We start from the raw sequence: 14,605 nt of genomic DNA on the forward strand, positions 1-14,605 counted from the left end.
GTTCAAATGGGCTGATCATGCCTTGCTCGCCCATGCGGCGGATCCAGTGGTCAGATTTAATAGTCATGGCCGAATTGTAAAACCATCGCAGGCCATATGCCCACGAATTTATGCGGCAACAGGCGGGGAAGTAAAAATCACCCTCTCAGGGGCATTGAAGATCTCAAAATGCTTACCGGAACAGCGAGATAGCAAGGTGAGATTAGTCTTGCGGGCAAGCTCCAAGCCCATTAAGGTCATGCCAGAGCGCGTCATTAAGAATGGGATGCCCATCTGAGCGCCTTTAATGACCATCTCCGAGGTAAGACGCCCCGTAGTAAAGAAGATCAAGTCTTTGCCAGGTTTATCGGCGAGCCACATCAGGCCAGAGATAGAGTCTACAGCGTTGTGGCGCCCAACATCCTCAATGAAATGCAGTAAATGGACGCTGTCATTACCTTCCCGCTCAAATACTGCGCAGGCATGGACGGAGCCAGACTTCTTATAAATGGTGTCGTGTATCCGAATACTATCGATCAGGGCCACTATTGCCTCTTGGGTTAACTGAGGGCCATCCGGCAATCTAATCTCCGCCATCTCCTCAATCAGACCACCAAACATCGTGCCTTGCCCACAACCCGTAGTCACCACGCGCTTACTGGTGAGGGCATCGATGTCCACCGTGCTGCGATGAGTCTTGACTGCTGCTGAATCCGTCTCCCAGTCCACCTGAATACTGGCAATATCGTCTGGTGACTCCACTAGGCGCTGATTGCGTAAATAGCCCAGAACCAGAGCCTCTGGAGCGCTTCCCAAAGTCATCAAGGTGACCACTTCCCGTTTGTCCAGATAAATGGTTAAAGGACGCTCCCCAGGAATATGGGTGGTCTTGATACGCCCCGCCTCATCCATGATCTGCACCTCGTGCACCAAGGGCACGGAAGCATGAGACATCTGAATGTTGTGGGACAAAGCCATAAAACGCCTCTTAAATAGGTTCAAATCGGCATTAACTTTAACCGCAGACTAAAATTACTGCTGAAGTGAAGGCTCAAGCCCCATAATCCTGTATTCCCATTTGTTGAATTTATTTCTATTTAAGTACGCATGAGTAGCCCCAAACGTCGCCTGCTAATTACCTCCGCCTTGCCTTACGCCAATGGCCAGATTCATATTGGGCATTTAGTGGAGTATGTCCAGACTGATATTTGGGTACGCTTCCAGAGAATGCGTGGTCATGAAGTTCACTATGTTGGAGCTGATGACACCCACGGCACGCCGATCATGTTGCGCGCTGAAAAAGAAGGTCTTACCCCGAAAGAGCTCATTGCCAATGTTTGGAAAGAGCACAAGCGCGACTTTGATGATTTCTTAATCTCGTTTGATAACTACTACACCACCGATAGTCCCGAGAATGAAAAGCTGTCTCAAAGCATCTATCTCAAGTTACGCGATGCCGGCTTAATTGAAATGCGCTCGATCGAGCAAGCCTACGATCCAGTTAAAGAGATGTTCTTGCCAGATCGATTCATCAAAGGCGAGTGCCCTAAATGTGGTGCCAAGGATCAGTATGGTGACTCTTGCGAAAAGTGTGGGGCGACGTATTCCCCAACTGATTTGAAAAACCCATTCTCAGTTGTGAGTGGTGCAACGCCCATTAAAAAAGTTTCTGATCATTACTTCTTTAAGCTATCCGATCCTCGTTGCGAAACTTTCTTGCGCGAGTGGACTCAAGTCAAAACTCCACTTCAACCTGAAGCTCGTAACAAGATGAAAGAATGGGTTGGACAGCCTGGAGATAGCAAGCTCGGTGACTGGGATATCTCCCGTGATGCTCCCTACTTTGGCTTTGAAATCCCGGATGCACCTGGCAAGTATTTCTATGTATGGCTTGATGCTCCGATTGGCTACTACGCCAGCTTCCTCAACTACTGCCAGAGCAAGGGCCTGGACTTTGAGGAGTGGGTCAGACCCGATACGACGACCGAGCAGTACCACTTCATCGGCAAAGATATTCTGTATTTCCATACCCTTTTTTGGCCAGCAACCCTTCACTTTGCAGGCTACCGCACACCTACCAATGTATTTGCCCACGGCTTCCTCACGGTTGATGGCGAGAAGATGAGCAAGTCACGCGGTACTTTAATTTCCGCGCATAGCGTGATTGAATCCGGTTTTAATCCAGAATGGTTCCGCTATTACTTTGCAACCAAACTGAATAACAGCATGGAAGATTTAGATTTAAATCTTCAAGACTTTGTTGCGCGAGTAAATAGTGATCTATTGGGTAAATACATCAACATTGCAAGTCGTAGCGCGGGTTTCTTGGTGAAGCGTTTTGGTGGAGTGGTTTCTGATGCGGCAATGGTCAATGCACTACTTGCTGATATTGGATCGGCCAGTGAAAAAATTGCTGAGCTCTATGAAGCTCGTGAATACGCAAAAGCATTGCGTACCATCATGGAGCTGGCAGATAAGGTCAATGCCTTCGTGGATGAAAATAAACCCTGGGAAATCGCCAAGGATCCAGAGCGTGAAGCCGACTTACAACGAGTTTGCAGCATTACCTTAGAGGCATTCCGTTTGTTGAGTCTATATCTCAAGCCAGTTTTACCTCAAGTCACAGCCGGGGTTGAGGACTTCCTCTCAGTTCCAGCTATGAGCTGGAATGACGTTAAAACACCGCTCTCCAGCCAAAATCCGATCAAACCCTATAAACACCTCATGACGCGCGTTGAAGCCCCTCAAATTGAGGCTTTATTGGCAGCAAACTTGTAAAAATGACCCTGATTAGCCTAATTTCTAGGAATTAGGCAAAAAGTCGGCAGGTTTGTAAGAAAAATCGTTAATAATGATGGGCTAGGCAGCCATTTGCTGCGCAGTAATTTTTGCAAGTTATTGAATTAATTGAGAATTTTAGGAAATATGATGGCTAGGTATACATCCGAATTCACCCAGTTCTTAAATGAACTCAAATCCGAGAAGCCAGAGCTCGAAGCAGGTCAGCAAGCCGGTCGCGCCCTCCTCTGGGATAAAGAGCCTTTGACTACCGAAGATCAACGTCGCGCCAAGGAAGCCAAATTAAAGCAACGCGCTTACGTGTACTCGAATGACTGAGTTAGGGGCTGAGCCAGGCGCTCAATCCGAGTTATTAGATAGCACCCCATCGGTCACCGATGGAATGTCGTCGGCATTCGCCAAACTCTATGGTGAGCCCTTATTTAAGCTCCCAACAGATCTTTATATTCCACCTGATGCACTAGAGGTTTTTCTAGAGGCATTTGAAGGCCCACTGGATCTTTTACTTTACTTGATTCGTAAACAGAATTTCAACGTCCTTGATATTCCGATGGCGCAAGTAACTCAACAGTATCTAAGCTACATTGATCAAATCCGCCATCACAATTTAGAGCTTGCCGCTGAATATCTACTGATGGCAGCTATGTTGATTGAGATTAAATCTCGCATGTTATTGCCGATGAAAAAGGCGGACAGCGATGAAGAGGTGGAAGATCCACGAGCTGAACTGGTTCGTCGCCTCTTAGAGTACGAGCGCATGAAATTAGCAGCACAAGAGCTCGATCAAATTCCACAGCAAGGGCGTGATTTTCAAATCGCTCATGGCTATGTTGATACCACCGTTGCAGTTACATGGCCTGACGTCAATCAGGATGATCTACAAATGGCTTGGCGTGATGTGCTTCATCGCGCCAAACTGAATCAACATCACACCATTACCCGCGAAGAACTATCCGTCCGGGACTTCATGACACGTATTTTGCGTCGCTTGCAGAACACGCGCTTTGTAGAATTCGGTGAGTTATTTGAAGAGGCCATTAAATCTGGCAAAGGTATTCCGGTAGTGATCGTGAACTTCATTGCAATGCTAGAGCTCTCACGCGAAGCCTTAGTTGAGATCACCCAAGCAGAACCATACGCTCCAATCTACGTTCGTCTCGCCTATACCCCTGTTGCATGAAAATCATTAGTGACATACAGGAGTTGCGGGACCATTTGCGTGGACAAAATCGTGCTTCCTTTGTGCCAACCATGGGCAACCTCCATGAGGGTCACCTATCACTCATGCGACTTGCTAGACAACATGGTGACCCGGTAGTAGCCAGCATCTTTGTTAACCGCCTACAGTTTGGCCCAAATGAAGATTTTGATAGCTACCCTCGCACCATGCAGGCAGATATCGATAAGCTTGAGAAAGAAGGTGTGTACATCTTGTTTGCACCAACTGAGCGTGACTTGTACCCACAGCCCCAAGAGTACCGCGTTGATCCGCCACAGCAGCTAGGCGACATCCTTGAGGGCGAGTTTCGTCCTGGTTTCTTTAAAGGGGTTTGTACTGTAGTACTCAAGCTACTGTCTTGCGTCCAACCCAAGGTCGCTGTATTTGGAAAAAAAGATTACCAACAACTAATGATCATTCGTCAGATGGCAAAGCAGTTTGCCCTCCCAGTTGAAATCATTCCCGGTGAAACCATTCGTGCCGAAGATGGTCTTGCCCTATCCTCTCGTAATGGCTACCTCTCGGTTGAGGAACGTGCAGAAGCACCTGAACTACAGAAAGCCTTGCAAGAAGTTCGTGCACGCGTCCTCAATTTGAGTCAGCGCAATACGCACTCACTGGTCGAGATTGAAAAAATTGCGGTAGATCTTCTAACAGGCCGCGGCTGGCAACCAGACTACATTGCTATTCGCCAGCAAAGTGATTTAGCACCAGCTTCTAATGAAAGTCTGCAGGCTGGCGAGCCATTAGTCATTCTGACAGCTGCCAAGCTTGGTAAAACCCGCTTAATAGATAACCTAGAGGTTTAATTAGTCTAAATAGGCCCTAAGTCATATTGACTTTGGAGTGCTGCTCAGCATCTGGTGTTGGCCTCTCACCAGCAACATAGGCCTTGGCAGCGGCATAAACGTATTTCAATCCCTGAACGCCCGCGTTATCCCAAAACTCCCCTTCGCTTGGACTAAATTTCAGCAATGCGATGTTCGGATCAGTTTTCCCAAGCGGAAACCAAACTTTCCAAATTTCTTTCCATAATGACTCAATTAATGCGCGATCATCATCTACAGCCAACTCGCCACTGACCGTAGCAAACTGTCTAGCACTTTGAAAAGCGAGCAAAGCATGCGGGTTAGCATGAATCTCTTGAACTTTAATTGAATTCATATCAGTTAAGAGGTAGACCGTCATACTTTCGTCAAGTCGCGCTATTGCCATAGGTCTTGCATGAACTCCATAAGAGCTATGGGTTACCAGCATAGCCTCATCAAATTCCTTGACCACATCATATAAATTATTTTCTTTGATCTTGTCCATTGAAGCCAACCCCTTAATATTGATAGTAGAAAATTTAATCCGCCTATCAATCTAAAGAATCGACTAGAAAAAACAGTGCGCTAACCAACATAGTAATTAAACACTGCCTTATGTCGGAATAAGTACAGAGATCTAAAACTTCAAGTGGTAATCTGATTTATCTTGTCTGAAGAATCAGCCAAGCGCAGTACTGTATTTATTTTTAGTTTTTCAAGACCCCGAAGATCAGAATGGTCAAGCAGACATTAGAGGATGCGATAAGTGAGTAGTTTTTCTGCTTTCCTACTTACAGTCAACAATCGCCAAATCTTCATTCCCTATAGGGAGCCTATAGGGCCGGGAGTTCATTAATACGTATGGAAAATAAGAAAGCTAGAGTACGAAGAACTGACCCACTTCCAAGTTCAACTCTTTAGCTAATTCGGCCCCAGTCACTTTTCCTGCGGCACCTTTTGCCTTGAGGACTTCAATTTGTCCGCCATGACAGGTGACAAAGAAAGAGTCCAAAGTGATTTGAGTGATCTCGCCGGGCTTGCCTTTTACTGAACCAAAAGTAGCCGCTATATGCTTATGGCAGTCGTAGATCTGTACTTTTTGCTCACCAAACTTTGTCCAAGCTCCAGGAGCAGGATTACATGCACGAATCAAGTTATAGATCTGAGTAATGTGAGTAGCCCAATGAATTTGAGCAGCATCGACACCAAACCAGCCTTCGTAATTGGCCTTTGATTCGTCTTGAACAACTTCTTGATGCTTGTTGGCAACAACGAGATCAGCAACCTCTAGAAGCGCTTTCACGCCAACTGGAAAAAGATGGTCAAAATAAATCTTACCCAAGGTGTCATCAGGGCCAATAGCAACCTCTTTTTGCAAGATCACTTCACCTTCATCTAAACCATCTGATGGACGGAAAATAGTCAGGCCTGTTTTGTCTTCACCCAATGCAATCGCCCAATTAATGGCACTAGGCCCGCGATACTTAGGTAGGAGCGAAGGGTGATATTGAATGGTTCCATGCTTTGGGATCTTACAAAGTTCTTGCGGTACGAACTGAAGTACGTAGGCCATGACACAGATATCAGCCTTACCATCAATCATTGCTTGCGCTGCTTCGGGACCCTTAAGGGAAGCAAATTGCAGAGGGGTTAAGCCTCTTGCAATAGCTGCCTCTTTAAAGACTTCAGGCTTGGTTGATTTTGGGTTATCCGGCGGACAAAACACGGCGACCACTTCATCGCCTCGATCTAAAAAAGCTTCTAATACCGCCTTACCAAAATCCGCACTCCCAATCAGCGCAACACGCATCTTAGATCACCTTATCGTGACGAAGACTAATTAACTCATCAGTTGAATAACCCAATTCACTCAGGATCTCATCAGTATGCTCACCCAATAAAGGTGATCGTGTAACGTCGGTTGGACTGTCAGACATCTTGATCGGATTACCCACAGTGAGGTACTTGCCACGAATTGGGTGATCAACTTCAACAACAGTTCCAGTGGAACGCAATGAAGGCTCCTCTGCAATTTCTTTCATAGACAAGATAGGGCCGCATGGAATGTCATATTTATTTAAGGTGTCCATCACCTCAAACTTTGTCTTAGTCATAGTCCACTTTTCAATTTCTGCAAAGATTTCCATGAGGCGGGGCAGGCGCGCCATTGCAGAAGCGTAATTGTGATCCGTAATCCAATCTTCACGACCAATCACTTTGCAAATAGCTTCCCATACTGGAGCCTGAACTACAACATAAATGTAAGAATTTGGATCTTCTTCCCAGCCCTTGCACTTCAGAATCCAGCCAGGCTGACCGCCACCAGAGGCATTACCGGCACGGGGTACAGAGTCTCCAAACTCACCATTCGGAAACTGTGGGTACTCCTGCATTGTTCCATTACGCTCTAAACGCTGTTGATCGCGCAGCTTCACACGGCACAAATTCAATACAGCATCTTGCATCGCTGCCAATACTTTTTGACCGCGACCAGAGTGCGTACGTTGATATAGTGCAGTCACAATACCAAGCGCCAAATGCAAGCCAGTACCACTATCACCGATCTGCGCACCAGTTACCATTGGAGGACCATCATCAAAACCCGTAGTGGATGCTGAACCACCAGCGCATTGAGCAACGTTCTCATAAACCTTGCAATCCTCATAAGGACCAGGGCCAAAACCTTTTACCGAAGCCATGATCATCATCGGGTTGAGCTCTTGAATACGTTCCCAAGAAAAACCCATACGATCCAAGGCGCCTGGCGCAAAGTTTTCAACAAGAACATCACACTCTTTAATCAAGCGCTCCAGGATTTCTTTACCTTTTGGAGTTTTAGTATTCACAGTGATTGAACGCTTGTTGTGGTTCAACATCGTGAAATACAAACTATCTGCATCAGGGATATCGCGTAACTGACCACGAGTGGCATCACCCTCACCAGATTTTTCTACTTTGATTACATCGGCGCCAAACCAAGCGAGCAACTGAGTACATGTTGGACCAGATTGAACGTGCGTGAAGTCAAGGATTTTGACCCCTTCTAATGCTTTTGCCATGATTAAAGTCCTAATAAGATTTAAATTTTGAATTAGGCCAATTTTACCAGCGACGGATTGCGGTGCAATATAGCATGCCTATTTATTGTGCAGACCCTAGCGAACACCCCTCAAATTGACCGTTTACATATAAATTTAGCGGCCTTCCAGATCAGAAAGTCGCTTTTTAAGCGCCCTTTCTTCGGCAAAACGCTCAGTCTCATCCCGAATCACTGCTGCTACGCCGTTAGCTTGGTTTTTTTCGTCAAAGAGCATGCCCACAGTAAAGGCGATAGATAAAGTACGTCCATCCTTATGCTTGGCTGGAACCTTTAATAATGAAGTGCCATAACGGGTAGTACCCGTTTCCATGGACTTGCTATAGCCCTCATTATGCTTTTGGCGTTGACGCTCAGGAACAATCAGATCCAAAGTATTACCAAGCGCCTCTTCTTTTGAATAGCCAAAAATTCGGGTGGCCGCCGCATTCCAAAGAACAATCTTTTCATGGGCATCAGCAACAATCACGGCGTCACCAATACAGCCGATTAATTGAGATAAATCTACGGTTGTTTTCATACTGTGAGTCTAAAGACTTTCGTTCTGTCTAGGTGAAAAAAAGGCGCTCAAGTGAGCGCCTTTAAGATCACAACAAAAATTACTTATCGTTATTAAACTGCTTTTGCTGCATGCAACTTAGCAATGTCATCTGCGCTGTAGCCAAGGTCAGCCAATACTTCATTGGTGTGCTCACCCAATACTGGTGATGGACCAACTTCGATTTCCAAATCAGAGAACTTGATTGGGCTACCGATTGTTAAGTACTTACCACGAACCTTGTGATCAACTTCAACGATAGAACCGCTCTTACGCAAGTCAGGTGATGCAGCCAATTCCTTCATTGAGAGAACTGGTGCGCAAGGAATATCGAACTTGCGGAGGATGTCCACAGCTTCGTACTTAGTCTTGTCCTTGAGCCACTCTTCAATCGTTGCAAAGATGTCAAAAATCTTATCTTGACGCGCTTCTGCAGTCATGTACGCTGGATCGGTTGCCCACTCTGGCTTGCCAATCGCACGAGTGATTGGCTCCCAAGCATGGCCTTGAATAGTAAAGTAAATGTATGCGTTTGGATCTGTTTCCCAACCCTTACACTTCAACACCCAACCTGGCTGACCGCCACCACCGGCGTTACCGCCACGTGGAACTACGTCAGAGAATGTGCCGTGTGGATACTGTGGATACTCTTCGAGGTAGCCAATTTTGTCCAAACGCTGTTGGTCACGCAATTTAACGCGGCACAAGTTCAATACAGCGTCTTGCATTGAGCAAGATACTTTTTGACCTTTGCCAGTTTTTTGACGCTGCATCAATGCTGTCAAAATACCAATTGCCAAATGCATACCAGTGTTGGAGTCACCCAAAGCAGCAGCAGAAACTGTTGGAGGGCCATCCCAGAAACCAGTTGTAGATGCGGCACCGCCAGCACACTGAGCAACGTTCTCATAAACTTTTAAGTCTTCGTATGAGTGACCATCGCTAAATCCTTTTACAGAAGCCATAATCATTTTTGGATTCAATTCCTGAATACGCGCCCAGCTAAAACCCATACGATCCAAAGCGCCTGGGCCGAAGTTCTCAACCATGACGTCAGATGTTTTGATCATCTTCTCTAAAACTTCCTTACCTTCTTGTGTCTTAGTATCCAATGTCAATGAACGCTTGTTGCCGTTCAACATTGTGAAATACAAAGCATCTGCACCTGGGATATCGCGCAACTGGCTACGAGTTACGTCGCCAGAACCTGGGCGCTCTACTTTGATCACGTCCGCACCGTACCAAGCCAATAGCTGAGTACATGCAGGACCTGCCTGTACGTGTGTGAAGTCAATGATACGAATACCGTCTAATGGTTTAGTCATGCTTGATTCTCCTTAAAGTGTTTCTTATTTGTTGCTAAATTCGCTCTTAAAAAATTACGTGTTTATTGCCTACGCTTTACTTCTTACCAGCAGCAGTTGATGGGTTCAAGTTAGTCAAACGCCCACTCTCTGTACCAGCTGTTTCGTCAATCACTGCATTAATTAAGGCTGGCTTACCTTCAGCAATCGCCTTCGTCAAAGCTGCTTCTAATTCAGCTGGAGTAGTTACGTAGTAACCAACACCACCAAATGCCTCAATCATCTTGTCGTAACGTGCATTTTTTACGAATACTGTTGGAGCAACATCTGCACCACCAGTTGGATTCACGTCAGTACCACGGTAAACACCGTTGTTATTAAAAACAACTGTTGTGATTGGCAAGTTGTAACGGCAAATTGTTTCCAACTCCATACCGCTGAAACCAAACGCGCTATCACCCTCGACTGCAACTGTAGGCAAGCCACTCGTTACAGCTGCACCGATGGCGTAGCCCATACCGATACCCATAATGCCCCATGTTCCAGAGTCAAAACGTTTACGTGGCTTATACATATCCACTATCGCGCGGCAATAATCGAGAGTGTTTGCACCTTCATTGACCAAGTTCACATCTGGGTTCTTCTTGATCACATCACGAATTGCACGCAGAGCGCCATGGAAGTTCATTGGTGAAGCTTCTTTGGCCAATGTCTCAGCCATCTTCGCCAAGTTCTTATCTTTTTTCTCGTTAATCGCACCGATCCACTCGGCAGAAGGTTTTGGAACTGAAGTAATACCTTTCAAAAGCTCACCAACAACAGAACCAATGTCACCGATCAATGGCGCATCAATTTGTACGTTGCTATCAACTTCATTTGCTTGAATATCGATTTGGATGAATTTCTTAGGATCTTTGCCCCATGTCTTGCCTTTACCGTGCGCAAGCAACCAGTTCAAGCGAGCACCAACCAACATCACGGCATCAGCCTCAGCCAATACAAATGAACGTGCTGCAGAAGCAGATTGCGGGTGATTGTCAGGCAACAAGCCTTTAGCCATCGACATTGGCAAGTAAGGAATACCAGACTTCTCAATCAATGCGCGAATATCTGCATCAGCTTGAGCATAAGCAGCGCCCTTACCCAGAAGAATCAATGGACGCTTAGCGCCTTTCAACACATTTAATGCACGCTCCACTGCATCAGCCGCAGGGATTTGGCGTGGGATTGGATCGATAACCTTGAAGATTGATTTCTTAGCTTCTTCAACAGGGATTGTCTGAGCCAATAGCTGTGCAGGCAAATCTAAGTAAACGCCGCCCGGACGACCAGAAACTGCCGCACGAATTGCACGCGCAAAACCAATGCCGATATCTTCGATATGATTAATACGATATGCGGCTTTGCAATATGGCTTAGCAGCATTGAGCTGATCCATCTCTTCGTAATCGCCCTGCTGCAAGTCAACGATTTCACGTTCGCTTGAACCAGAAATCAAAATCATTGGGAAGCAGTTCACAGTGGCATTGGCCAATGCTGTTAAACCGTTCAAGAAACCTGGTGCTGACACAGTCATACAGATGCCGGGCTTTTGAGTCATATAACCTGCAATCGCAGCAGCGTTACCAGCATGCTGCTCGTGACGGAAGCCGATGAAACGTATTCCTTCAGCTTGAGCTAAGCGGCACAAGTCGGTAATTGGAATACCAACGAGACCAAAAATAGTGTCTAGGTCATTTGCTTTTAAAGCATCAATGACGAGATGAAAGCCATCAGTGACTTGGGTACTTTGATTATCTGTTGTCATAGAAATTTATAGTTAATTACACTGCCCGAACACATAGTCTATTCAGTGCAATTTAGCTTTCGCTAACTGTCTCCAATTAAGTTTATTAGTATTGCCACGGGTAACCAAAATGCATTCCCGTTGAGGCTGAGATGAATCTTAGGCTTGGGACTAGGGTTCATCATTGACTTCGGTCAATTTCCCCTGAAATCTAGAAACAATTAGGATTTCTGGCTAAACAAAGAGCTCTTTATGCTTTGTTTTGAGGCGGCTTAAAGTCTCTGGAGAAAGGTTGAGGTAGGCAGCCAGCTCTTTTTTTGGGAGAAGCTCAAATAAGTCTTCATATTTTCGCAAAAACCGCTCTACACGGCCTGGCGCATCGAGCATATGCAAGGTAATCGTATGAGCCATGATTTCACTCATCAAACGCATCACCTCAAACTCAAAGCTTTCCTTAAGGGGTTTATGGGCATCCAAAAATTCAGCCCATTTCTTAAGGGGCATGCGGGCCACGCGGGCTTTAGTTACTGAAGCAATGCTGTATGGGGCTGCTGTTTTAAGGCGCCAAGCTGCATAACTGGTCTCAATATCTTTTTCGATGGCAAAACGCAGAATCATCTCTTTTGCATCCGCGCTAGAAACGATGCGCTTCAAGATTCCATCCAGAACGAAGTACTGCTCCATCTGATGATCGCCTTGATGAAGCAAGATTTCTGATTTTTTAAGGTCTGAAATCACTAAATGGCGCTCTAAATCGGCCATTGCTGAAGGATCCAAGCTTTTTAAGACTGAGTTTTGGCTCAACTGCAATCGAATCAGATTTTTTTCGGGGTGCTTGTCTAACGCTGTCATGAATCCTTAGTCCTAGAGGCTATATTGTAGGCTTTTTTGGGGTTTTGAGCCGATAAATACCCAGCTTAAGATAGAATTGCAGGGTCGTGGTGCTTTATTGCAATGCAATAAAGTTAAACGGGAAACACTAAACGTGTGCTGCCCCCGCAACGGTAAGTAAATACACCCCCCACTTCAGGGAAAAGGTGTCAGGAGTCTGAGTAAGCCACTGTGCGCGTCAATTGCATGGGAAGGCCAGATTCTGAGATTTACTAGCCCGGATACCGGCCAAGACAGGTGGAATTTTGCGGACGGGGATCCTTCGCGCGCCGATGAAGCATCCTAAGCCAAAGAGGCCGGATGTCCAATTGACGCCTGAACTCTCACAAAGTGAAATTCTGTTCGACCCAGCTTACGGGGAAGTGAGCTAGGTGATTCGAAGGCAGAAGGTTCATCATGAAACAGCAGTTCAGTAGCAAAACGCTGATCGCCCTACTTTGCGGCGCAGTAGCAACATTTAACGCAGCAGCCCAAAACTCTCAGTCAACAGTCATTGTTTCAGGCTCACGCTTTGAAGAAAACTTAAACGAAGTACCTGCGAATGTTCAAGTGATTACCCGCGAAGAAATTGCGGAATCTACGTCGACTAACATTCCAGACATCTTGTCGCAGATTGGCGGCTTGAATATAAGAAGTACTGCAGGCGGGCAGCTAAACCTTGGCGCAACCGTGGATATGGGTGGATATGGTCCCACAGCTAAGGATACAACTCTTATCCTAGTTGATGGGCAACGCATCAATCCCATTGATTCATCGGGCATATCTTGGGAATCAATTCCACTCGACTCAATTAACCGTATTGAAATATTGCGGGGCGGGGCCAGCGTTCAATATGGTAATGGTGCTTTAGGAGGTGTCATTAACATCATCACAAATGGTGGAAGCAAAACTCTTAATCAAGCATCAACCAGCTATGGCAGCTTCAACACCCTAGTAAATAACGCCATCTTTAGAAACACCATAGATCAAACAACTGTCCAATTAAGCGCCAATACCTCCAATACAAATGGCTGGCGTCAAAACTCTGCTGCTAATGCTTATTCATTTGATGGCAAAGTAACGCAATCATTAGGGGGTAAGGATAATGTATATGCTGATCTGTTTTATAGCTACTCTAATCAGCAAATGCCAGGAGGTACGCTTGGACAAGTAGGGCAAGGCAATCCACAACTTGCAAAATTTAATAACATTGGATCGGGCACTACTGTCGACAATTCTGGGATCAGAATGGGTCTGGCTAAAGCATTAAGCGATACTTTTAATTTAGAAGTTGATAGTTTCTACAGCGCCAAAACTACCTTTTTTACTCAGCCCTATTACTCCACCACCGCTGCGGGTGTTGGAGCCTTTCCAACTATAAGTCCATCCTTTACAAAATATGAGGGGTGGCAAGCCAACTTCAGCCCTCGAATAAAAGGTGACTTTGGTAAATTTGGAACGAGCATTGTTGGCTACGAGTTCAACAAAGCAAGTCAATCATCTGCTGCTAGCTATAGCAGCATCATGAATCAAGCCGCCCAAGCACAAGGCGCAGTAATCAACCCAATATCCAGCTCCGCTAACGCAAGCCTTTACAACCAATCCGTGTATTTAATTCAAAGAAATCCGCTAACTAGAGTCATAGATTTTGCTGGAGGCTATAGATATCAAACACAGAGCGCTAGTGCTAATGGCTTAAGTATCTGGAGTGGCTCAGCCAATCCCAACCCCAATCAAACTTACTCAGCAAACGCTGGAGATATCGCATTTAATTTCAAATATCTTGAGGGTCAACGGATTTACATCAAGTGGAATCAATCCTATCGCTTTCCAAATGTAGATGAATTTTGGACTTGGTCTAGCGCTGGAGGAAGCCCATCATTTGGTGGCATTCTAAAACCGCAAACTGCTCAAACCTATGAACTTGGTGGCAATTGGCAGCTACTCAAAACAAATTTGACTGCAGCAGTTTTTAGCTCAGTTTCTCAAAATGAAATTTTGTACAACCCTGCAACCTACAATAATTCTAATTCGCCCTACAACATCAATAGAACTGGTGCGAATCTCAATTTCCTCTCTCCCGTGACTTCTCAACTTTCTATCGGTGGCGGCGGTACAGTACAAAATGCTTTTTATGCTAACGGGCCCTATCAAAATCAAGCTATTGCACAGGTACCAAACTTATTACTAAATGCTAGAGCTAT

At 45.7% G+C, this 14,605-nt stretch carries 13 protein-coding genes and 1 riboswitch; of the genes, 5 read left to right on the plus strand and 8 right to left on the minus strand.

Going from position 1 to position 14,605, the window contains the following annotated elements; all coding sequences use genetic code 11:
* Positions 1–108 precede the first annotated feature (108 nt).
* Positions 109–957 carry a formate dehydrogenase accessory sulfurtransferase FdhD gene (locus B7X71_RS05705; RefSeq protein WP_293598500.1) on the minus strand — a complete coding sequence of 283 codons (849 nt, stop codon included), beginning with the start codon at positions 955–957 and terminating at the stop codon, positions 109–111.
* 129 nt (positions 958–1,086) lie between these two features.
* Here B7X71_RS05705 and metG point away from each other — a divergent pair, with 129 nt between their 5' ends.
* From metG to panC, 4 genes are all read left to right on the plus strand, one after another.
* Positions 1,087–2,757, plus strand: coding sequence for a methionine--tRNA ligase (gene metG, locus B7X71_RS05710; RefSeq protein ID WP_363926740.1), 1,671 nt, complete (start codon positions 1,087–1,089; stop codon positions 2,755–2,757).
* A gap of 150 nt (positions 2,758–2,907) precedes the next feature.
* A complete protein-coding gene (locus B7X71_RS05715) occupies positions 2,908–3,096 on the plus strand; it encodes a DUF3460 family protein (RefSeq protein WP_293598499.1) in 189 nt (62 codons plus the stop codon).
* Positions 3,089–3,958, plus strand: coding sequence for a ScpA family protein (locus B7X71_RS05720; RefSeq protein WP_215377237.1), 870 nt, complete (start codon positions 3,089–3,091; stop codon positions 3,956–3,958). Before B7X71_RS05715 ends, B7X71_RS05720 begins: the two co-directional genes overlap by 8 nt.
* On the plus strand, positions 3,955–4,806 hold the full coding sequence (gene panC, locus B7X71_RS05725) for a pantoate--beta-alanine ligase (protein ID WP_293598498.1): 852 nt from the start codon (positions 3,955–3,957) through the stop codon (positions 4,804–4,806). The genes B7X71_RS05720 and panC overlap by 4 nt, the downstream gene beginning before the upstream one ends.
* Before the next feature lie 16 nt (positions 4,807–4,822).
* Here the strand turns inward: panC and B7X71_RS05730 are convergent, their stop codons facing one another.
* The 7 genes from B7X71_RS05730 to B7X71_RS05760 all read right to left on the minus strand — a co-directional run bounded on the left by B7X71_RS05730 (position 4,823) and on the right by B7X71_RS05760 (position 12,383).
* Positions 4,823–5,311 carry a pyridoxamine 5'-phosphate oxidase family protein gene (locus B7X71_RS05730; protein ID WP_293598497.1) on the minus strand — a complete coding sequence of 163 codons (489 nt, stop codon included), beginning with the start codon at positions 5,309–5,311 and terminating at the stop codon, positions 4,823–4,825.
* 372 nt (positions 5,312–5,683) lie between these two features.
* Positions 5,684–6,616, minus strand: coding sequence for a methionyl-tRNA formyltransferase (locus B7X71_RS05735; protein WP_293600347.1), 933 nt, complete (start codon positions 6,614–6,616; stop codon positions 5,684–5,686).
* Position 6,617: 1 nt separating this feature from the next.
* The gene (frc, locus tag B7X71_RS05740) at positions 6,618–7,865 is read right to left on the minus strand and encodes a formyl-CoA transferase (RefSeq protein ID WP_293600348.1); all 1,248 of its coding nucleotides are present in this window, start codon (positions 7,863–7,865) and stop codon (positions 6,618–6,620) included.
* 135 nt (positions 7,866–8,000) lie between these two features.
* Positions 8,001–8,423, minus strand: a complete 423-nt coding sequence (locus B7X71_RS05745) for a PAS domain-containing protein (protein ID WP_293600349.1) — start codon at positions 8,421–8,423, stop codon at positions 8,001–8,003.
* A 92-nt stretch (positions 8,424–8,515) separates the two neighbouring features.
* Positions 8,516–9,766 (minus strand): formyl-CoA transferase, encoded by a 1,251-nt coding sequence (gene frc, locus B7X71_RS05750; protein ID WP_293600350.1) that lies wholly within the window; start codon positions 9,764–9,766, stop codon positions 8,516–8,518.
* A 76-nt stretch (positions 9,767–9,842) separates the two neighbouring features.
* Positions 9,843–11,552, minus strand: coding sequence for an oxalyl-CoA decarboxylase (gene oxc / locus B7X71_RS05755; RefSeq protein WP_293600351.1), 1,710 nt, complete (start codon positions 11,550–11,552; stop codon positions 9,843–9,845).
* 213 nt (positions 11,553–11,765) lie between these two features.
* Positions 11,766–12,383, minus strand: a complete 618-nt coding sequence (locus B7X71_RS05760; protein WP_215387403.1) for a Crp/Fnr family transcriptional regulator — start codon at positions 12,381–12,383, stop codon at positions 11,766–11,768.
* Positions 12,384–12,453: 70 nt separating this feature from the next.
* A riboswitch (cobalamin riboswitch) is annotated at positions 12,454–12,670 on the plus strand.
* A 148-nt stretch (positions 12,671–12,818) separates the two neighbouring features.
* On the opposite strand from B7X71_RS05760, the gene B7X71_RS05765 reads away from it, so the two are divergent.
* Positions 12,819–14,605 (plus strand): TonB-dependent receptor (locus B7X71_RS05765; protein WP_293600352.1); only part of this gene is annotated, 1,787 nt, incomplete at its 3' end.

The organism is Polynucleobacter sp. 39-46-10 (genome assembly GCF_002282275.1).